This is a genomic window from Streptomyces alkaliterrae (assembly GCF_007097205.2).
GTDB lineage: Bacteria > Actinomycetota > Actinomycetes > Streptomycetales > Streptomycetaceae > Streptomyces > Streptomyces alkaliterrae.
In genome coordinates this window covers 1-18,685 of sequence record NZ_VJYK02000087.1, presented here as the reverse complement: position 1 = coordinate 18,685, position 18,685 = coordinate 1, and the positions used below count along the sequence as shown (strand labels likewise).

Genomic DNA, 18,685 nt, shown 5'->3' with positions numbered 1-18,685 from the left:
GGGTGGGGGTGTATTTCGGTCGTGGGCGGTGAGTCGGCCGAATTCGGTGGGTTGTGGGACAGGGGTGCGTGGATAGCATCTGCGTGCTCTGGTCGGTCGGTTCCGCTTCTGCGGCGACTGACCTGATCGGTGTGCTCCTGTACGGATTTCGCACGTCTTCCGCGTGCGGCCGCCCGGCCGTGCTCGACTCCGCCGACTTGTTCGGCTCGAAGTGAGGGGAAGAACCGTGAAGTTGTCCCGTCTGGTCACCGTGGCGCTGGCGTTAGCCGCGACCCTGCTGTTGCCGGCCACGGCCGTGGCGGCGCCCGCGGCGCCCGCCGCGCCCGACTCGGAGCCGGCGTCGGTCGGCGCCTCCGCCACCACGCAGGACTTCACCGGCATCGGCCACGGCCCGTACAACATCGCCGTGGAAGCCGCCTGGAACGGGGCCTACGGCTTGGCGGCGCAGGCCGGCTATCCGGCGTACACCTGTCGTCGTACCGCCGGGCCCGTGGCGAGGCCGATCAACAGCACCTTCTACGAGGTCTGGGTGAAGATCACCTGCACCCGCCCGGCGCCGGGGACCGGGCAGATCGTGGGTACGGCGTCCAGCCGGTGCGTGGACGTGAAGGGCGCCAAGACCAAGGAGGGCACCCCGATCCAGCTCTACGACTGCAACGGCACCGTGGCGCAGGCGTGGAAGCTGCACCCGGACGGGACGATCAGGGCGTTGGACCGCTGCATGGACGTGCAGTTCGCCAGGACGGAGAACGGGACCAGGATCGGTCTCAACAAGTGCCACGAGGGCGGCAACCAGCGGTGGGAACGGCTGCCGAACGGGCTGCTGCGGAGTCTGCACTCCCAGCGTTGCCTCGCCCCGCTGAACAACGGCTCGAACCGGGACACCCCGCTGGTGATCTGGGACTGTGACGCGAACAACCCCGCGCAGCAGTGGCGGGGCTCGGCGATGAGCGTGTGAGGTACGCCGCCGTCCCCCGCGCCGCCGTCCCCCCGCGTCCTCGGCGCGGGGGACGGCGGTAGCGGTGGCGGTGAGCTGTGGCACAGAATGGCGTCCCGTCGGGGCATATCGGGCATATCGCCCATATGATTCTTGTATGCCGGACGCCGATCGGGTGGTGAGAGCGTCGGGCCGCCGGGGCGGCCCGCGGCATCAGACATCCCACGCAGCAGACACCGCAGAGGTGGATCCTCCATGCCGGAAGCCCGTGACACGTCGGCGTCTCGGACGCTTGGCGCCGAGCGGTACGCCGAGGTCGTCAGGCGCGAGCGCGGCGGACTGCTCGCGCTCGCCGAGCGACACCTGACGGCCGAGTCGGCCACCGGTGACGCGGCCGGGCACGGGACGGGCGACGTGGCCGGGCATGGGACGGGCGATGCGGCCGGGCACGGGACGGGCGGCGGCGCGGCGGTCGACCGTGCGGAGGAGCTGGTGGTCGAGGCGGTGTTCCGGGTGTGGCGGGAGACGCTGTCGGCCGCGGCGCTCGACTCGCTGCCCGAGCGGCTGGCGGACGCCGTCCGGCGCCCGGTCGCCGCCGGGCGCGGTTCCGCTCACCCGGCGCGGCACCCGATGTCCCCGGGGCGGATCCGCCGGGCCGTTCGGGTGTTGGCGGAGCTGCCGCGGCGACAGCTGGCGGCGCTGTGGCTCGCGGAGGCCGAGGAACTGCCGGTCGCCGCCGTCGCCCGACTGCTGGAGAGCAACCACCATGTGGTCGCGGCGCTGCTGCGGCGGGCGCGGGAGAACGCGCGCAGCGGTTATCTGCTGTCCCAGCCGGGGGAGGGCGCGCCGTCGCCGGAGTGCGCCGAGCGTCGCCACCGCATGCCGGCGCACGTGCGGGGCGCCGTGAGCGAGGAGGACGACTGGGAGTTCCGGCGGCACCTCGCGGACTGCGCCGACTGCCTCACCCACTGGGACCGCCTTGCGCGCGTGGACGAGCACTGGCCACGTCTGCTGGGGCCCGCGCTGCTCTGGCTCTACGTCGTGGACGCGCCGGAGCAGCTGGTGGAGCTGGCGGACGCGGCGCTCGCGGTGCGCGAGGACCCGGAGGTCAACGCGGGCAGTGCGCGTACACCCCTGAGAGTGGTCCGGCGGTTCGCGGCCAGGGCGTTCGGGTAGCGGGGTCGCCGGGGTACGGAGTCCGCGCTCCCAGCGCTGCTGCCCGGTGGGTCAGGCGTTTCAGGCGTTGCGGAGCAGGCCGGCCAGGGCCTCGTCGAAGTCCAGGCGTCCGAGCTCCTCGCCCGGCGGCACCACGGCGTGCGCCGCCTCGACGAAGGCGGCGACGTCGGCCGCGTCCAGGGCGACGATGGCCACGCCTTCGGGCGCGCCGAGTTCCAGCATCACCTCGCCGGGTGCGCCCGGCCAGACCCGTACCGCGCCGGCACCGGCCGGTGCCAGACGGCCGTCTGTGAGCAGGTCGCGTGCGAAGGCCCAGGTCGTCTCGGTGCCGTCGAGGGAGATACCGGCGGGGAAGACGGCGCGGACGGCGTGCGGGTCGGCGGCGTCGTAGCGCAGTCGGGCCGTGAACGGCTGGGAGGCGTCGGCGACGATCTGGGCACGCACGCGGTGGGTGATCGTGTTGGGCATGGCTACTGCTCCTCCTGCGTGTCCCCGTTCCTTGTTCGAAGACGGTCAGCGGCGGCCGGGGTTAGCCTTACCGCTGTGTGAGGTGCCTCACCCGCCGGGGTGAGGGCGTCGGCGGCGGTCCGGCTGTGAGACACGGTTGTGTCATCGGCGCGGGACCGGGTACCAAGGTGCGGTCCCGACCGTCGACGCCGAGCCGTCGACGGCGTTCCGGCCGTCGGGGCCGGAGAGGTCGTCCGACGGAGAGGAAGCGGAACCTGCCATGCATGTGCCTGACGGTTTCTTCGACGCACCCGTGTCTCTCGCGGCCGGCGCGGTCGCGGCGGGCGCTGTCGCCGTGTCGCTGCGCGGGGCCAGGCGGGAACTGGACGACCGTCTCACGCCGCTCGCCGGACTCGTCGCGGCCTTTGTCTTCGCTGTACAGATGATCAACTTTCCGGTGGGGGCCGGTACCAGCGGGCACCTCATGGGGGGCGCGCTCGCGGCGATCCTCGTCGGCCCCTACACCGCAGTGCTGTGTCTGTCCGTGGTGCTGCTGATACAGGCGCTGTTGTTCGCCGACGGTGGACTCACCGCGCTGGGAGTCAACATCACCCTCCTCGGTGTGGTGGCGGTCCTTGTCGCGTACCCGCTCTTCCGACTTCTAACAAAAACCCTTCCGCGCAGGCGTAGTTCGGTGGGTGTCGCGGCGTTTGTCGCCGCGCTGGTGTCGGTGCCGGCGGCGGCGGTCGCCTTCACCGGGCTCTTCGCGATCGGCGGCACCGCCGACGTGCCGTTGGGGCGGGTGCTGGCCGCGATGGTCGGCGTGCACACGGCGATCGGGCTGGGCGAGGCGGCGATCACGGCGATGACGGTCGGCGCGGTGCTGGCCGTCCGCCCCGACCTGGTGCACGGCGCGCGCGACCTGCGCCGCCCGCTGGTCCTGCGTACCGCGTCGGGCGACGCGGGTGCGAAGGCCGCCCCGGCGGACACAGCCGCCACCCACGCGCCCACGTCGCCGACCACCCCCGCCCCGCCGACAGGCGCCGCGCCCGGGCGGCGGTCCGTGCGTCCGGTGTGGATCGCCGGGCTCGCCGCTTCGCTGCTCTGCGCGGGCGTGCTGAGCTTCTACGCTTCGCAGGAGCTGGACGGTCTGGAGCGGGTGTCGACCGACCACGGGATCATGGAGCGGGAACGCGAGCACGACCTGGCCGACTCGCCGCTCGCCGACTACGAACTGCGGGACGTGGACAACGGGCTGCTCTCCGGCGGCACCGCGGGAGTGCTCGGGGTCGGCGTCACGCTGGCCGTCGGCACGGGCGTGCTGCTGCTGGTCCGCCGCCGCAACCGGACCGGGCCGCCCGCCACGGCGGTCGGCGGCACCTCATCCGGGGCGGACGCCGGATGAGTACCGGCCACACCCACAAGCTCTACCGGCACGGCGCCTCGCCGGTGCACCGGCTGCCCGCGCACTGCAAGATCCTCGCGGTGCTCGCGTTCGTGCTGCTGGTGGTCGCGACGCCCCGGGCGGCGATGTGGGCGTTCGGCGGCTACGCGCTGCTGCTCGCCGCGGTCGCGGTGGTGGCCCGGGTGCCGCCGGGGTTCTGGCTGCGCCGGATGCTGATCGAGGTGCCGTTCGTGGCGTTCGCCGTGCTGCTGCCGTTTGTGGCGGAGGGGCCGCGGGTGGAGTGGCTGGGGCTGTCGCTGAGCGAGTCGGGGCTGTGGGCGGCGTGGAACGTGCTGGCCAAGGGCACGCTGGGGGTGGCCGCCTCGGTGCTGCTCGCGGCGACGACCGAGATCAGGGAGCTGCTGCTGGGGCTCGAACGGCTCGGGCTGCCGCCGGTGCTGGTGCAGATTGCGGCCTTCATGATCCGCTACCTGGACGTGATCGCCGACGAGCTGCGGCGGATGCGGATCGCCCGGGCGTCGCGCGGGTTCACCGCGCGCGGGCCGCGGCAGTGGGCGGTACTGGCGAAATCGGCCGGCGCGCTGTTCGTGCGGTCCTACGAGCGGGGTGAGCGGGTGCATCTGGCGATGCTCAGCCGGGGTTACACCGGCACGATGCCGGTGATCGACCGGCTGACGGCGAGCACCGCCCAGTGGGCGGGCGCGGCGACGCTGCCGTTGGCGGCGCTGGTGCTCTGTCTGCTGGGATGGCTGCTGTGACGCGCACACCCACTCCCGACCTGCCGGGAAGCCACCCCTCGCTGGAGGTCTCCGGCCTCGCCTACGCCTACCCGGACGGCCACCAGGCGCTGTTCGGCGTGGACCTGACCGTTCAGCCGGGGGAGCGGGTGGCCGTGCTCGGCCCGAACGGCGCCGGCAAGACCACGCTCGTGCTGCACCTCAACGGCATCCTCACCGCCGGCGCCGGCCGGGTGGTGGTCGGCGGACTGCCGGTGGCCAGGGAGAACCTGGCGGAGATCCGCCGCCGGGTGGGTCTGGTCTTCCAGGACCCGGACGACCAGCTCTTCATGCCGACTGTGCGGGAGGACGTCGCGTTCGGCCCGGCCGCCGCGGGGCTGCGCGGCCCCGCCCTGGAGGAACGGGTCGGCGAGGCGCTGGAGCTGGTCGGGCTCGCGGACTGCGCCGAGCGGCCGCCGCACCACCTCTCCTACGGGCAGCGCCGCCGGGTGGCCGTCGCGACCGTGCTCGCCTCCCGCCCGGAGATCCTGGTACTCGACGAGCCCTCGTCCAACCTCGACCCGAGCGCCCGCCGCGAGCTGGCCGACATCCTCCGCGGGCTCGGCACGACGGTGCTGATGGTCACCCACGACCTGCCGTACGCGCTGGAGCTGTGCCCGCGCTCGGTGATCCTCAGCGAGGGCGTGGTGGCGGCCGACGGGCCGACCGTCGAACTGCTCTCCGACGAGCCGCTGCTGCGCCGCCACCGACTGGAACTCCCGTACGGATTCGACCCCCGTTCCGTTCCGTTGCCGCGTCCGTAGCACCATGGAGGGGCGGCGTCCGCACCGCCGGCGCGCAGCGCCGGCGCGACCAGCGGGCGCACAGCGGGAACGAACAGCCGGAACGACAAGCGGAACAAGGGGTACGGGGCTCGTGGTGGACGTCCAGGGCACGGTGGCGGACGGCTTCGAGCCGGTCCGGGACGCCTTCGTGGAGAACTTCACCCGGCGCGGGGACCGCGGCGCGGCCGTCACGGTCTACCGCGACGGCCGACCGGTGGTCGACCTGTGGGGCGGCACGGACTGGCGGCGGGACAGCGCGCAGATCGTCCGCTCGGCCACCAAGGGCCCGGCGGCGGCCGTGCTCCACCTGCTGCAGCAGCGCGGCGTCCTCGATCTCGATGCGCCGGTCGGCACCTACTGGCCGGAGTTCAAGGCGGCCGGCAAGGAACGCGTCCTGGTGAGGCACCTGCTCACCCACCGCGCCGGGCTGCCCGCGCTGGACGTGCCGCTCAGCCCGGCGCAGGCGCTCGACGGCGTCAGCGGGCCCGCCGCGCTCGCCGCGCAGGCACCCGCCTGGGAGCCCGGCACCGCGCACGGCTACCACGCCATGACCTTCGGCTGGCTGCTCGACGAGCTGGTGCGCCGGATCACCGGGCAGCGGCTCGGCGAGTGGTTCGCCGACGAGGTCGCCGCGCCGCTCGGGCTCGACCTGTGGCTGGGGCTGCCGCCGGAGCAGGCGCACCGGGTGGGGCCGCTCGCCGAGGTGGCGGCGCCCGAGCCGCCGGCCGGGCAGGGCCTGCGGGTACGGGTGAAGCCCGAGGTGGCGGGGGCCTACCGCGACCCCGCCTCGCTCACCCGCCGGGCGTTCTCGGCGATCGACCCGGCCCCGGACGAGAACGCGCCCGACTACCGGGCCGCCGGACTGCCCGCCTCCGGCGGCATCGCTACCGCTCGCGCACTGGCCCGCTTCTACGCCGCGCTGATCGGCGAGGTGGACGGGGTGCGGCTGTACGTGCCGGCGACGCTGACGGCCGCCCGCTCCGAGGAGTCGGCCGGGCCCGACCGGGTGCTGGTGGTGCCGACGAGGTTCGGGCTGGGCTACATGCTGCACTCGCCCTCGTCGCCGATGCTGGGCCCGGGGTCCTTCGGACATCCGGGGCGCGGCGGCTCGCTGGCGTTCGCCGATCCGGAGGCGGGGGTCGGCTTCGGCTACGTGACCAGCGGACTCCAGAAGTCCGTCACCTCCGACCCCCGGGCGCAGGCCCTGGTCCGGGCGGTGCGCGGCTGCCTGTGACCCTCCGGCTCAGGCGGCGGCGCGCCGCGGCGCGCCGGCCGCCCGGGAGTCGTCCGGCTCCGCGAGCTGGGCGGCACGGGTGATCAGCGCGGCGCGGTCCGGGGCCTCCAGCCGGATGTCGAAGAGTGTGTCCAGGACCTCCGGCAGCTCCTCCGGGGTGAGGTGGCGGGCCTCCTCCGGCTCGCCGGGCCGGATCGTCCGCAGCTCAAGACCGTCGAGCTGGTACCGCACGCCGTCGCCGAGCCGCTGCGCGTAGGGACGGGTGACAAACGGCGAGCGCGGCCAGGTCGACACGTAGTGGCTGTTGACCTGGTAGTCCACCGGGTGGCGCGGCAGGTCGGCGGTGATGTGCGCGTCCCGTACCTTGCCGCCGGCGAGCTCCTGCCACAGCCAGTACCGCCCCTCGCGGACCAGCCTGAAGTGCCAGCCGCCGGCCGACACCTCCGCGCCGTCGACGAACTCGGCGGGGGCCAGCGCGGTGAAGCCGAAGCCGACGTCGCACAGCCAGCTCTTCCCGGTGCCCGGCACGGTGACGCGCAGCAGCGCGTGGGTCTCCGGGAGCACCGCACCGGCCGGCTGGCCGTACCGGACCCGGCTGACGAGTGCCTCGACCCCGAAGCCGAACCGCTGGAGCACGGCCGCGAACAGGGTGACGTGCTCGAAGCAGTAGCCGCCGCGCCGCCTCTGGACGAGCTTGCGTTGCAGGCTCGGCAGATCGAGCGTGATCGGCCGGCCGAGCTGGATCTCCAGGTTCTCGAACGGGATGGTCGTCACATGGCGGCGGTGCAGCTCGTGGAGGGCGGCGGTGGAGGCGGTGCGCTCCCCGGTGTAACCGACGCGGTCCAGATAGGCATTGAGGTCGAGCTCTTCGGAATCCCAGGTGGTGGTCATGAGGGCAACATAGGACCTCAAGTTACCTTGAGGTCAACGTCCGTCGCGGGGAGCCGCGACGCCGCGGCGGAACCGCGGCCCGCGCGCTCCACCAGCAGCCAGCCCGCCAGCACCAGACCGATCGCCACCGGTGCCGTCATCGGTACCGCCACCAGCACCGCGGAACGGCCCTCGAACAGCCCGCCGAGCCCCACCATCGACAGTCCGAGCACCCCCAGCAGCGCGGCGCTCACACCGAGCGCCGCCAGTGGCGGGCCGCCGGTCGCCGGGGGAGTGAACGGGCGCTGGAGGGAAGGCAGTTCGAAGAGGCGGAAGGCGGCGACGAGCAGGGCGGTGAGCAGCGCGGCGGCCATCAGGCGCAGCGGCAGCTGCGCCCACCAGGCGGCCGTGGCCGGCTCCGGAAGCCCGACGCCCAGCGCCAGCAGCCCGCCGTAGACGCCGAGCATGGCCGTCAGATGCCACAGGAAGGCGGTCATGGCGACGCCGTTCGCCGCGACCACCAGCCGCCACACCCGGGGCCGGTCGAGCAGTCGCGACGCCGGGACGCGCAGCGCCTCCACCGCGCCCACCAGCCACAGCGCGTGGCAGAGCAACGCCAGTGTGGGAGGTGCCATGTTGCTGACCTTCTCCCCGGGCATGCCGACCATCGACAGCGGGTAGGGCCCCAGCCACACCAGCAGCGCCGCCGACACCAGCCCGCCGACCGCCAGCGCGGCCGGAACGCCCGGCAGCCGCAGTCGGCCGTCCGCGCGCAGGAAGCCGAGCTGGTGCACGGCCAGCCAGACGAAGGCGAAGTTCAGGAACTCCACGTACGGCAGCCCCGGACCGAAGCGCGCCACGTCCACCGCGACCGCCGCGCCCACCAGCGCGCCGAAGGCGCCCCAGCCCCAGCGTTCGTGGGCCCGCAGCAGCGGCGGGGTCAGCGCGACCATCGCCAGATAGATCCCGACGAACCACAGCGGCTGGGTCACCAGACGGAACGTCGCCGCCGTCAACGGCCCCGGCGAGGTGAGCGACTGGACCAGCAGCGCGCCGGCCGTCCACACCACGACAAACGCCGCCGTCGGCCGCAGCAGCCGCTGCAACCTGGCCCGCAGGAAGGCCGGGTACGGCGAGGCGTCCCCGGCGCGGCGGCGCAGCGAACGGTAGGAGAGCGCGTGGGAGAACCCGCCGACCAGGAAGAACACCGGCATCACCTGCAGCAGCCAGGTGAGCGGCTGCAGGGCCGGCAGCACCGCGAGGAGGTTCCCCACCTCCGGGTCGCCGCCCGGTCCCGTACCGACGGCGGCCATCAGCCAGTGGCCGAGGACAACCGTGCCGAGGGACGCCACCCGCAGGAGGTCCACAAAGCGCTCCCGGTCCCGGGGCGTCGCGGCCGCCAGCTCGGCGGCGGTGGTCGGTGGGGGCGTGATCGTCATACGGTCAGCCTCCCGGCTGACGGCCGGCGCCGATATCCGCGCGGGTACTCAGAACACTCCTGAGTACCGTGCGACGGCGACGGCGACGGCGACGGCGACAGCGGCACGGCGGCGACAGCGACCGCGGCACGGCGGCGAGCGGCGCCGCTGTCCGCTCGGGCGGGACGGAGGCCCGTCGTCGCCCCGCAGTCCCGGGCGAGGAGAAATTCGCTGTCAACCGAACCGGGATCTCGGCAACTCTTGAGCAGACCGCCGAGCGGCCGGCTCGCGGTACCCGGGCAGGAGGCGAGGGGCACAGCTGTGGCACACGGTGGGTACGGAACCAGGGTCCGTCCGGCGGACGACGGCTTCGCTCTCCCGCCGAGGCACGGCGTGTTCGGATTACGCCGCTGAGCGAGGACCGGGTGTCAGCCCCGTTTCCCCGGCCCGGTCACCGGCCTTCCTCGCCTGAGGAGAGCCATCCGCTCCACCGCCCGCGCCGTCCGCCGGATGCACGTCCCGCACCGGGCGGCGGCCCTGTCTCCCAGAACCCCGAGGGGTCCCCCGCATGAACGCACTTCCGCTGCTTCTGATCGGCCTCGCGATATTCGCGGCCGGATACGTCCTTTACTCGAAGTTCCTGGGCAACCGCGTCTACAAGCTCGACGCGTCCTTCAGGACGCCCGCGCACGAGCTGAACGACGGCGTGGACTACGTCCCGACCAACAAGTTCGTACTGTGGGGTCACCACTTCACCTCGGTCGCGGGGGCCGCGCCGATCGTCGGCCCCGCGGTCGCCGTGATCTGGGGCTGGGTGCCCGCGTTCCTGTGGGTCACCCTCGGAACGGTCTTCTTCGCGGGTATGCACGACCTGGGCGCCCTGTGGGCCTCGGCGCGGAACAAGGGCCGCTCGATGGGCACGCTGTCCGCCCGCTACATCGGCGGCCGGGGCGCGAAGCTCTTCCTCGTCGTGATCTTCCTGCTCCTCCTGATGGTGATCGCGGCCTTCGCCGTGGTCATCAAGAACCTGCTGATCTCCACCCCCTCGGCGGTCATCCCCGCCTGGGGCGCGGTCGCGGTGGCGCTGCTGGTCGGCCAGGCGGTCTACCGCTACAAGATGAGTCTCGCGGTGGTGACCGTGGTCGGTGTCACGGCGCTCTACGGTCTGATCCTCCTCGGTGACGCCGTCCCGGTGGTGCTGCCCGACCCGATCCTGGGCATGTCCCCCGGGACATTCTGGATCGTCGCACTCTTCGGTTACGCCGGCATAGCCTCCCTGTTGCCGGTCTGGGTGCTTCTGCAGCCGCGTGACTACATCAACGGCGTCCAGCTCTTCGTCGGGCTCGGCATCCTGTTCGTCTCGGTGATGCTGAGCGCCCCGACGATCGTCGCCCCGGCCATCAACAACGCCGTGCCCGCGGGTACCCCGGACCTCCTCCCGCTGCTGTTCGTCACGATCGCCTGCGGCGCGATCTCCGGTTTCCACGGCATGGTCTCCTCGGGCACCACCTCCAAGCAGCTCGACAAGGAGACCGACGCCCGCTTCGTCGGCTACTTCGGGGCGGTCGGCGAGGGGCTGCTGGCGCTCGGCGCGATCATCGCCGCCGTCGCGGGTTTCCGCACCGTGGCCGACTGGGAGGCCGTCTACACCGCCTTCGGTGAGGGCGGAGTCGGCGCGTTCGTCGCGGGCGGTGGCGCGATCGTCAACAGCGGTCTGGGCCTGCCGGTCTCGCTGAGCTCGACGGTCCTGGCGACCATGGCGATCCTGTTCGCCGCCACCACCATGGACACCGGCGTGCGCCTGCTGCGCTTTGTCGTCCAGGAGGCCGGCGAGGTCGCGAAGTTGAAGATCAACAATGTTGTGGGCACGCTCGTCGCGGTCGGCGCCGGTATGGCACTCACCTTCAGCCAGGGCGCCGACGGTTCCGGCGGCCTCCGCATCTGGCCGCTGTTCGGCACCAGCAACCAGCTGCTGGCCTCGCTGACCCTGTCCATCATCGCGGTCATGCTGATCCGCAAGCGGCGCAACCCGCTGCCCGCTCTCGTGCCGCTCGCGGTGGTGTTCGTGATGGCGTTCTGGGCCGCGCTCGCGCAGCTCGGCGATCTCTACGCGGCCCAGGACTGGCTGCTGCTGGCCATCGACGGCGTCATCATCGTCGCCGCCGTGTGGGTCGCCTTCGAGGCGTTCGTCGCGATGCGACGGGCGGCACAGGAGCCGCCGGAGGCCCTCGACGCCGATGCGGCGGAGAAGGCCGGGCTGAAGGGGTGAGTTCCCGTTGGGCCGCGTTCCGGGCCGGGTTGGAGGAGTTCTACGCCGGTCCCTACCGGCGTACCTTCGCCCGTGCCCGGCGCGAGGAGGACGACCTGTTCCGGATGGTCGTCCTCGCGGAGGCACTGGGCGTCCCCGACCCGGCGGCGTACTACACCGCCGAGCTGCTGCCCGCCCTCTACGAGGACTTCCACGCCTGGCACCGCCGGATGGGCATGGACCGCTCACCACTGGAGCACGTCGGATGCTGCTAGAACTCATCGCCTCGCGGAGCGTGCTCTTCGTCGGCGGCAAGGGCGGGGTCGGCAAGACGTCCGTCGCCGCGGCGCTCGCCCTCGGCCGTGCCAGGGCGGGCGGCCGCGTGCTGCTGGTCTCCACCGACCCGGCCCACAACCTCGGCCACCTCTGGGACTGCTCCGTGGGCGACGAACCCACCCGCCTCGCCGAACCGGAGAATTCAGCCCCGGGGGCGGCGGGATACGTCGACGGGCTGGAGATCGACCCGGAGCGCACGGTCGAGCAGCACCTGTCCACGGTCGCCGCGACCATGCGGCGGCTGCTCCCCGAGCGGATGCACCAACCGGCCGCCCGGCACCTGGAGCTGGCCCGGCAGGCGCCCGGCACCCACGAGTCGGCGGTGCTGGAGCGGATCGCCGAGGCGGTGGAGCTCGGGGAGGAGGCCTACGACCTGGTCGTCTTCGACACGGCGCCGTCCGGTCACACGCTGCGGCTGCTCGCACTGCCCGAGCAGCTGACCTCCTGGACCGAGGCGCTGCTCGCCAACCGCGACCGGTCCGAGCGGTTCGGCGCCGCGGTGCGCGGCCTCGGCGGCGGCCGGGAGGAGACCGACCGCGACGCCGAACTGCGCCGCGTCCTCGTCCGCCGGCGCGACCGCTTCGCCCGGCTGCGCGAGGCGGTGACGGACCCGGCGCGGTGCGGGTTCGTGCTGGTGCTGACCGCCGAGGTCCTGCCGATCGCCGAGACCACCGAGGTGTACGAGAAGCTCGCCGGGCTCGGCGTCGACGTGGCCGCGCTGGTCGCCAACCGCCGTTCCCCGGCCGACGCGGGGGCGCTGCTCGCCCGGCGCCGCGAGCAGGAGGACGGGCACCTTGCACGGCTGCGGCGGCAACTCCCGGGCGTCCCGCTGCTCGACGTCCCGCTGCTGCCGGGGGACCTGGTCGGCGCCGAGGCACTTGGCGCGCTGGCCGACCTGCTCGGACCCTCCTCCTGAGGCACGGTCGCCCCCGCCGGGGTGCTCAGCGGAGGACTTCGGCTCCCGGGGCCGGGGAGGCGGCGACGCGGGCGGTGCGGCAGGTGCCGGACGCGGCGAGCGCCTTGGCGATCAGCTCGGCGGCGTCCGCGTCGGCGGCGAGGAAGGCGCACGTGGGGCCGGAGCCGGAGACCAGGGCGGCCAGCGCTCCGGCGCCGGTTCCGGCGTCCAGGGTGTCGCGCAGCGACGGCCGCAGTGAGAGCGCGGCGGGCTGGAGGTCGTTGGCGAGAGTGGCGGCGAGCGCCGTGACGTCGCCGTCCGCGAGCGCGGCCAGCAGGTGGGCCGAGGGCGCGGGCTCCGGCGCCCGGCCGCCGGTGAGCCGGTCGAACTCGCGGTAGACCGCCGGGGTGGCGAGTCCGCCGTCCGCGGTCGCGAACACCCAGTGGAAGGTCCCGCCGACCGGCAGCGGCGTCAGCCGCTCGCCGCGGCCCTCGCCGAGGGCCGCGCCGCCGACCAGCGGGAACGGCACGTCCGAGCCCAACTCCGCGCAGATCGCCAGTAGTTCCTCGCGCGGCGTGGCGGTGCCCCAGAGTTCGTCGCAGGCCAGCAGAGCGCCCGCCGCGTCGGCGCTGCCACCGGCCATGCCGCCGGCGACGGGGATGTCCTTGCTGATGTGCAGGCGCACATCCGGGCGCAGGTTGTGGTGGGCGGCGAGGCGGGTGGCCGCACGGGCGGCGAGGTTGCTGTCGTCCAGCGGCACCAGCGAGGCGTCCGGGCCGGAACACGTCAGCTCCAGCCTCTCGGCTCCCTCCGCCCTGGTGGCGGTGATCTCGTCGTACAGCCCGACGGCGAGGAAGACGTTGGCGAGGTCGTGGAAGCCGTCGGGGCGGGGCGGGCCCACGGCGAGCTGGACGTTCACCTTGGCGGGCACACGTACGGTCACCTGGTCGGCGGGCGTCGCCGGGGCTGACGTCATGCGGGACACGTTCCTCGTCGGGCTGGTAGGGACAGGACTCGCGTAGGGACAGGAGGCGTCGGTCAGGAGCCGGACCGGGCTGGGCGGTGTTCGGCGATGGCCGCGAAGTCCGTCACGGTCAGGGCCTCGCCGCGGGCCTGCGGCGAGATCCCGGCCGCCGTCAGCGCCTCCTCGGCGGCGGCGGCCGAACCGGCCCAGCCGGCGAGCGCGGCGCGCAGCGTCTTGCGGCGCTGCGCGAACGCGGCGTCGACGACCGCGAAGACCTCCTCGCGGCCGGCCGACGTCTTGGGCGGCTCCCGGCGGACCAGGGAGACCAGCCCGGAGTCGACGTTCGGCGCCGGCCAGAAGACGTTGCGGCCGATCGCGCCGGCCCGCTTGACCTCCGCGTACCAGTTGGCCTTGACCGAGGGCACCCCGTACACCTTGGAGCCGGGGGCGGCGGCGAGCCGGTCGGCGACCTCGGACTGCACCATGACCAGCGTCCGCTGGATGCCGGGGAAGACCGCCAACAGGTGCAGCAGCACCGGCACGGCCACGTTGTACGGCAGGTTGGCGACCAGCGCGGTCGGCTGCGGGCCGGGCAGTTCGGTGACCCGCAGCGCGTCCGAGTGCACCAGGCGGAACCGGTCGGCGCGGTCGGGCAGCCGGGCCGCGACCGTCGCCGGCAGCGCGGCGGCGAGCACGTCGTCGATCTCCACGGCCGTCACCGCCTCGGCGGCCTCCAGCAGCGCCAGCGTCAGCGAGCCGAGCCCGGGTCCGACCTCCAGCACGACGTCGTCGGGTTGCACCTCGGCGGTCCGGACGATGCGGCGGACCGTGTTGGCGTCGATCACGAAGTTCTGGCCGCGCTGCTTCGTGGGCCGTACGCCCAGCGTCGCGGCGAGCTGACGGACGTCGGCCGGGCCGAGGAGGGGATCGGGGGCGGTACTCACTGGTGCAGTTTACGGCCGCAGACCGGCCACGGGCTCGCCCCCCGCTGCACGTACAGCCGCTTCGCCCGGTACGTCTGCTCGGCGGCGCTCGCGTCCTGCGGCCGGCCGGAGCCGCCGACGGACTGCCAGGTGCGCACGTCGAACTGGTAGAGGCCGCCGTAGCTGCCCGACGGGTCGACGGCGTTCGGTCGGCCGCCGGACTCGCAGCGGGCGAGCGCAGCCCAGTTGAGGTGGTCGGCGCCGCCGACCGAGGTGGGCTGCGGCCGGGTGCCCACGAGCACGACCTGGGCGCGCGGCTCGCGCACCACCTTCGCGGACACCCGGCGGGCCCGCAGCGCCCGGCCGTCGACCGTGCGCTGCTCGTACACCACCCGGCGCACCCCGGGCACGCCCTGCTGCCGCACGACCTCGGTGCCCTGCTGGTGCTCGGCGGAGGGGATCCGCTCCACGGGGAACGGGATCGTCTCCTCCCGGGTCCTGGTGTCGGCGGTGACGCGCTGCACCGAGACCGTCTGGCCGTCGCGTGGGAAGTCGCTCAGCGGGACCGAGACCACGTCCTGCTCGCCGAGGCTGATCCCGGCGTCGTCGAGTACGTCGCGCACGGTCGCCGCGTTGGTGCGCAGCTGCCGTACCCGGCCGTCGGCGAGCACCGACACGCTGCGCTCGGTACGCACGTACAGCTCCATGCCGCGCAGCCCGATGCGGCGGCTGCGGGAGGCGGACAGGTGGGCGCCCTCGGCGCGCACACCGAGCTGTCGGAGCGCGCCGGAGACGGTGTGCGCCGTCGTCCACAGCTGACGCCGGCTGCCGTCGAGGGTGAGCGTCACCGGGCGGCCGTAGCGGACGGCGACGGTGTCCCCGTCGGTGAGGCGTTCGTGCGGGGCGGGCGCGACCAGGTCCCGGCCGGTGACCTCGACGCCCTCCCGCTCGAGCAGTTCGGCGACGCTGCCGGCGAAGGTGCGCACACTGCGGCTCTCGCCGTCCACGCTCAGCTCGACGACCTTGTCGTGCGTGACGAAGGCCGACGCCCCTCCGGCGAGCATCATCAGCACCAGCGTCTGCGGCAGCAGCCGGCGCAGCGTGTCCCGCTCGGCGGGCCCGGCCTCCGCGCGCCTGCCGTGCTGGGCGGCCCGGCGGCCGCCCCGTCCTGCCCGGTGGGTTCCCTGCGATGCGCTCAACGAGACTCCCGACGCTCATAAGGCGTTGCGGGCCGGGACCCTAGCCGAGCGGCGGTCACGCCACAAAATCACTCCGACACGGAAAGTGACGGAGGGTGGGGTGCGGGGCCGGACTCACGGCCCCACGGTCGGCGGCGTCAGTAGCTGAAGGCGCGGGCGGTGTTGGCCGCGACGTGCGCCGCGAGCTCGTCGACCGGCATGCCCTTCGTATCCGCCATCGCCCGCAGTGTCACCGGAACGAGATACGGCGCGTTGGGCCGTCCGCGGTACGGCGAAGGAGTGAGGAACGGCGCGTCGGTCTCCACCAGCAGCAGCTCCGGCGGCGCGGCGATCAGCGCGTCCCGCAGCGGCTGGGCGTTCTTGAAGGTGACGTTCCCGGCGAAGGACATGAAGTAGCCGCGCTCGGCGCAGCGCCGGGCCAGCCCGGCGTCGCCGGAGAAGCAGTGGAAGACGGTGCGCTCGGGCGCGCCCTCCTCCGCCAGCAGCCGCAGCACGTCCCCGTGCGCGTCGCGGTCGTGGATCACCAGCGCCCGGTCCAGCTCCTTCGCGAGCCGGATGTGCCGGCGGAAGGACTCCTGCTGCGCGTCGACGCCCTCGGGGCCGGTGCGGAAGTAGTCCAGGCCGGTCTCGCCGACGGCCTTGACCTGCGGCAGCGCGGCCAGCTCCGCGATGCCGTCGATCGCGGCGGCCAGCGCGTCGGGGCCCTCCTCCAGGGCGAGCCTGGCGGCCTCGTTGGGGTGCAGCGCGACGGCGGCCCACACCGCCTCGTGCTCGGCGGCCACCTTCACCGCCCAGCGGGCCCGGTCGAGGTCGCAGCCGATCTGGACGACCGTGGTCACACCCACCGAGGCGGCCTTGGCCAGCGCCTCCTCGACGCTGCCGTCCTGCATGTCCAGATGGGTGTGCGAGTCCGCGACCGCCACCGGCAGGGGGGTCGGCAGCGGCGGCGCCGGCTGCGCCTCGCGTCGGTTGTCAGCCATGCCGTCGATCCTAGAACGCGTGGCGGGGAGGGGTGGGGCCCAGGGCGGCTGTGGAGTTCGGCGTCCGGTTCGAGGTCCGGGGCCGCGGAAAGCCGGGGGCCGATTCGCAGAAAACGCGAGCCGCTGAATGGTCGGGCCCAACGTGCCCACAAAAAGAAGTACTTGATGCTTGCGATATCGTATCCCCCTTCGTAGGCTGCGGATTATGGCACTGTTCTCCAGTCGTGACGTCGGCCATCTCCGTCTTGCCCCGGAACTCGATGACATGGAACTCGGCCGACTGCTGAGGAAACTCAAAGTCAGGCCGATGGGCGGGCTGGAGATGGAGGCGGCCCGGATTTCCGCCTTCCTGGAGAAGACGGGTGGTGACTGGGACCGCCGCAGTCACCGCCTTTCCGTACTCGCGCGAGTCACCGCGGACTACGGCATCGCCGCCGTCTGGCTGCGCCGCGAGCCGAACAGCGCCGACGCGCTGGTGTTCCACTCCTGGGTGCGGGTGGTGCAGGGTCTGCGTGCCCGGCGCCTGGAGGATCCCGCTCAACTGACGGCGCATTGCCACAAAGCCGCGGATCTGCGACCCGAGGACCCGTCGCCGTGGGTGGTCCTGTTGGCCGCGGCGCGTATCGAGAGATACGGATTCACGTACGTCAACGGAATCTGGGGCGCGGTGACGGGCCGGGACCGATGGCACCGGGAGGCCTACCACCAGATGCTCGGCTACCTGTCTCCCGAAGAAGGCGGCTCAAGATTTCAGGTCCTCGATTTTGTCGACGCGGTCCGCAGTCGTGCCCCCGCCGACGCACCCTGCGCGGCGGTCGAGTTGACCGCCCTGGTCCAGCAGTACCAGGGCCTGGTACGGCAGGGCGGTCTGCGCGCCATCACGGCTCGCGACCTGTGGAGTCAGGGGTCCACTCCCGAGGTACTGGGAAGGGCCGGGGCCCGGTGGCCGAAACCGGGCTACCTTCGGCACGCCGCCGCCATGGCCGATCTCAACGCGCTGGCGTACGCGCTGTGCGCGGCCGGGCGCGGACGGGAGGCGACAGCCGTCTTCGACGCGCTGAAGGGCACGGTCACCGACTGGCCGTGGGGCTTGGCGGGAGGGGCCTTGACGGAGTTCGAGCAGCAGCAGGACAAGAGCCGGCACCTCGGGAGCTGAAGGCACCCCGAACCGGGGTGTGCGACTTGTCAGGGGCCGGACACCGGCAGCTCGCCTTCGGTACCCACCGTGGCGGTCGTCGGGACACCCGAGAAGATGGTTCCGGAGCCGGACGGGGCCTGGTTGAGAACCCAGAGGCCGATCAGCGTGGCGAGGGTGAAGACGATAGCGATCAGCACGGTGAGGACGAGCCGTCGCCGCCTTTCCCGCCGCAACCAGTCGCTACGGGCCGTGCGGTAGGCGTCGGGAGCGGCATGCACACCGGCGGCCAGCCGCTCCAACGCGGCGTGCAGTTCCAGTTCGGTCCGCGCTCTGCTCGCGTCCTCCCTGCGCTGTGCCCTCTCCGCGGCTTCGTCTGGGGAGATGTCCTTCATCGTCGCGCCTCCATCGCCTGGGTCAGGGCGGTGATGCCGCGGGCGGTGTGCGTCTTGACGGACCCGGGTGAGATCCCCATCGCGGCGGCTATCTCCTTTTCCTTGAGGCCGAGCCAGTGGCGCAGCACAAGTGCCTCGCGTTGCCGGGTCGGGAGGCGTTGCAGCTCCTCGATGAGGGCGCGCTGGTCGTCGTGGAGCAGCGCGGTGCTCTCGGCGGAGGCCACGAGGTCGGCGGGTGGGATCTCGGTGTGCTTCCGGGCCACCTGCAGGTGGCGGATGCGCATCCGGGTCAGGTTGCACACGGTGGAGCGCAGGTAGGCCTCCGCGGCCTCGGTGTCCCGCACCCGTCGCCACTTCCGGTAGAGCTGGTAGTAGGCCTCGGCCACCACGTTCTCCGGGTCGTCGGCACCGAGCAGGACGGCGAGGCGGAGCATCGGGGAGTAGTGGTGTCTGAACAGGGCGGCCACACTGGCCTCACGTTCGAGCTCGTCGGTGTCGCTGACGGGCCGGGCGAGCGCTTCGCCGTCGGCGGGGGGACGGGCGCCCAGGGGGAAGGGCTTCG

Annotated in this window: 19 protein-coding genes; 10 read left to right on the top strand and 9 right to left on the bottom strand. The window is 73.2% G+C overall.

Features of this window, described 5'->3' with window-relative positions:
- Window positions 1–226 precede the first annotated feature (226 nt).
- Together FNX44_RS10940 and FNX44_RS10935 are read left to right on the top strand one after the other, a co-directional pair.
- Window positions 227–958, top strand: a complete 732-nt coding sequence (locus FNX44_RS10940) for a ricin-type beta-trefoil lectin domain protein (RefSeq protein ID WP_181356413.1) — start codon at window positions 227–229, stop codon at window positions 956–958.
- 234 nt (window positions 959–1,192) lie between these two features.
- Window positions 1,193–2,113: a zf-HC2 domain-containing protein gene (locus FNX44_RS10935; RefSeq protein WP_143647848.1), complete on the top strand. Its 921-nt coding sequence runs from the start codon at window positions 1,193–1,195 to the stop codon at window positions 2,111–2,113.
- A 60-nt stretch (window positions 2,114–2,173) separates the two neighbouring features.
- Here FNX44_RS10935 and FNX44_RS10930 read toward each other — a convergent pair whose 3' ends face one another.
- A complete protein-coding gene (locus FNX44_RS10930; RefSeq protein ID WP_143647847.1) occupies window positions 2,174–2,581 on the bottom strand; it encodes an SsgA family sporulation/cell division regulator in 408 nt (135 codons plus the stop codon).
- A gap of 259 nt (window positions 2,582–2,840) precedes the next feature.
- Between FNX44_RS10930 and FNX44_RS10925 the strand changes: the two genes are divergently transcribed.
- From FNX44_RS10925 to FNX44_RS10910, 4 genes are all read left to right on the top strand, one after another.
- Entirely contained in the window at window positions 2,841–3,965 is a 1,125-nt protein-coding gene (locus FNX44_RS10925) for an energy-coupling factor ABC transporter permease (RefSeq protein ID WP_143647846.1), read from the top strand.
- Window positions 3,962–4,723, top strand: a complete 762-nt coding sequence (gene cbiQ / locus FNX44_RS10920) for a cobalt ECF transporter T component CbiQ (RefSeq protein WP_143647845.1) — start codon at window positions 3,962–3,964, stop codon at window positions 4,721–4,723. The genes FNX44_RS10925 and cbiQ overlap by 4 nt, the downstream gene beginning before the upstream one ends.
- Entirely contained in the window at window positions 4,711–5,505 is a 795-nt protein-coding gene (locus FNX44_RS10915; protein WP_143647844.1) for an energy-coupling factor ABC transporter ATP-binding protein, read from the top strand. Before cbiQ ends, FNX44_RS10915 begins: the two co-directional genes overlap by 13 nt.
- A 112-nt stretch (window positions 5,506–5,617) precedes the next feature.
- Window positions 5,618–6,760 (top strand): serine hydrolase domain-containing protein, encoded by a 1,143-nt coding sequence (locus FNX44_RS10910; RefSeq protein ID WP_143647843.1) that lies wholly within the window; start codon window positions 5,618–5,620, stop codon window positions 6,758–6,760.
- A gap of 9 nt (window positions 6,761–6,769) precedes the next feature.
- On the opposite strand, the gene FNX44_RS10905 is transcribed toward FNX44_RS10910, so the two are convergent.
- Window positions 6,770–7,651, bottom strand: coding sequence for an arylamine N-acetyltransferase family protein (locus FNX44_RS10905; protein ID WP_143647842.1), 882 nt, complete (start codon window positions 7,649–7,651; stop codon window positions 6,770–6,772).
- 17 nt (window positions 7,652–7,668) lie between these two features.
- Entirely contained in the window at window positions 7,669–9,069 is a 1,401-nt protein-coding gene (locus FNX44_RS10900) for an acyltransferase family protein (RefSeq protein ID WP_143647841.1), read from the bottom strand.
- 547 nt (window positions 9,070–9,616) lie between these two features.
- Between FNX44_RS10900 and FNX44_RS10895 the strand changes: the two genes are divergently transcribed.
- Genes FNX44_RS10895 through FNX44_RS10885 form a run of 3 tightly spaced genes read left to right on the top strand, consistent with a single transcriptional unit; the run spans window position 9,617 to window position 12,548 of the window.
- Window positions 9,617–11,317 (top strand): carbon starvation CstA family protein, encoded by a 1,701-nt coding sequence (locus tag FNX44_RS10895; RefSeq protein ID WP_143647840.1) that lies wholly within the window; start codon window positions 9,617–9,619, stop codon window positions 11,315–11,317.
- A complete protein-coding gene (locus FNX44_RS10890) occupies window positions 11,314–11,571 on the top strand; it encodes a cory-CC-star protein (protein ID WP_143647839.1) in 258 nt (85 codons plus the stop codon). The genes FNX44_RS10895 and FNX44_RS10890 overlap by 4 nt, the downstream gene beginning before the upstream one ends.
- Window positions 11,562–12,548, top strand: coding sequence for an ArsA family ATPase (locus FNX44_RS10885; protein WP_143647838.1), 987 nt, complete (start codon window positions 11,562–11,564; stop codon window positions 12,546–12,548). The genes FNX44_RS10890 and FNX44_RS10885 overlap by 10 nt, the downstream gene beginning before the upstream one ends.
- A gap of 25 nt (window positions 12,549–12,573) precedes the next feature.
- On the opposite strand, the gene FNX44_RS10880 is transcribed toward FNX44_RS10885, so the two are convergent.
- The 4 genes from FNX44_RS10880 to FNX44_RS10865 form a co-directional block, all read right to left on the bottom strand.
- Window positions 12,574–13,503, bottom strand: a complete 930-nt coding sequence (locus FNX44_RS10880; protein WP_143647837.1) for a 4-(cytidine 5'-diphospho)-2-C-methyl-D-erythritol kinase — start codon at window positions 13,501–13,503, stop codon at window positions 12,574–12,576.
- Between the two features lie 62 nt (window positions 13,504–13,565).
- Window positions 13,566–14,435 carry a 16S rRNA (adenine(1518)-N(6)/adenine(1519)-N(6))-dimethyltransferase RsmA gene (gene rsmA / locus FNX44_RS10875; protein ID WP_143647836.1) on the bottom strand — a complete coding sequence of 290 codons (870 nt, stop codon included), beginning with the start codon at window positions 14,433–14,435 and terminating at the stop codon, window positions 13,566–13,568.
- On the bottom strand, window positions 14,432–15,613 hold the full coding sequence (locus FNX44_RS10870; protein WP_228449812.1) for a resuscitation-promoting factor: 1,182 nt from the start codon (window positions 15,611–15,613) through the stop codon (window positions 14,432–14,434). Before FNX44_RS10870 ends, rsmA begins: the two co-directional genes overlap by 4 nt.
- 137 nt (window positions 15,614–15,750) lie before the next feature.
- Entirely contained in the window at window positions 15,751–16,593 is an 843-nt protein-coding gene (locus FNX44_RS10865; protein ID WP_143647835.1) for a TatD family hydrolase, read from the bottom strand.
- Between the two features lie 205 nt (window positions 16,594–16,798).
- On the opposite strand from FNX44_RS10865, the gene FNX44_RS10860 reads away from it, so the two are divergent.
- Entirely contained in the window at window positions 16,799–17,749 is a 951-nt protein-coding gene (locus FNX44_RS10860; protein WP_143647834.1) for a hypothetical protein, read from the top strand.
- 29 nt (window positions 17,750–17,778) lie between these two features.
- On the opposite strand, the gene FNX44_RS10855 is transcribed toward FNX44_RS10860, so the two are convergent.
- The gene (locus FNX44_RS10855; RefSeq protein WP_143647833.1) at window positions 17,779–18,123 is read right to left on the bottom strand and encodes a hypothetical protein; all 345 of its coding nucleotides are present in this window, start codon (window positions 18,121–18,123) and stop codon (window positions 17,779–17,781) included.
- Window positions 18,120–18,671, bottom strand: coding sequence for a SigE family RNA polymerase sigma factor (locus FNX44_RS10850; protein WP_143647849.1), 552 nt, complete (start codon window positions 18,669–18,671; stop codon window positions 18,120–18,122). The genes FNX44_RS10855 and FNX44_RS10850 overlap by 4 nt, the downstream gene beginning before the upstream one ends.
- Window positions 18,672–18,685: the final 14 nt, after the last annotated feature.